The organism is Lactobacillus sp. C449L (assembly GCF_059900815.1).
Genome location: NZ_JBWXGA010000071.1, coordinates 1 through 554 on the forward strand (window position 1 = coordinate 1; position 554 = coordinate 554).

Annotated in this window: 1 protein-coding gene and 1 pseudogene; both read right to left on the reverse strand. The window is 57.8% G+C overall.

The window, feature by feature from the left end:
• Positions 1–306 (reverse strand): annotated as a pseudogene (locus tag AC2JF9_RS08340) (hypothetical protein); the annotation flags it as partial.
• A gap of 155 nt (positions 307–461) precedes the next feature.
• Positions 462–542, reverse strand: coding sequence for a hypothetical protein (locus tag AC2JF9_RS08345; RefSeq protein WP_500726862.1), 81 nt, complete (start codon positions 540–542; stop codon positions 462–464).
• Positions 543–554 lie beyond the last annotated feature (12 nt).

Consider the following 554-nt stretch of genomic DNA (forward strand, 5'->3'; position numbering starts at 1 on the left):
CTGCAAAATATTCGTGCCTTCGACGAGCCTTCCGGCCAGATCCGGGTGCGTCAAATCGACGCCGGTGTCGACGACCGCCACCGTCACGTCCTGCAGCGCCCATCCGCCGGCCTTGATCGCTTCCCACGCCGCCGGTACGCCGGTCTGTTCCAAATATCGCTGTTTATCGTAATGCGGATCGTTCGGCGGTTCGGCCGCGGCCGCGTTCGGCGCCATGGCGCCTGCCGCGATGGCGGCCGCCGAGAGGACGGCCGCGAGCCACGTTGTTCCGGGTAACGTCAGCTTTAATGATAAGTTCATGTTCATTCCCCGCTTTGCCTAGCCCTCAAGGATAAACGGCTTCGCCGTCCTATAAGGACGGTATCCGTTTACCGAGACGATTCAGGTGTTGCATCCGCAGGATATACGTTCTGGATCGTCAAAAGAGGTATCTATAACGATTCTTGGTTTCTATGATTCGATCATAACGCCAACGGCTGATGCGCCCGCTTCTTCAACGTCGCCGAAGAGATGGGGGAATAATAGACCTTGTCTGCGGTCACGACGAGCGACTT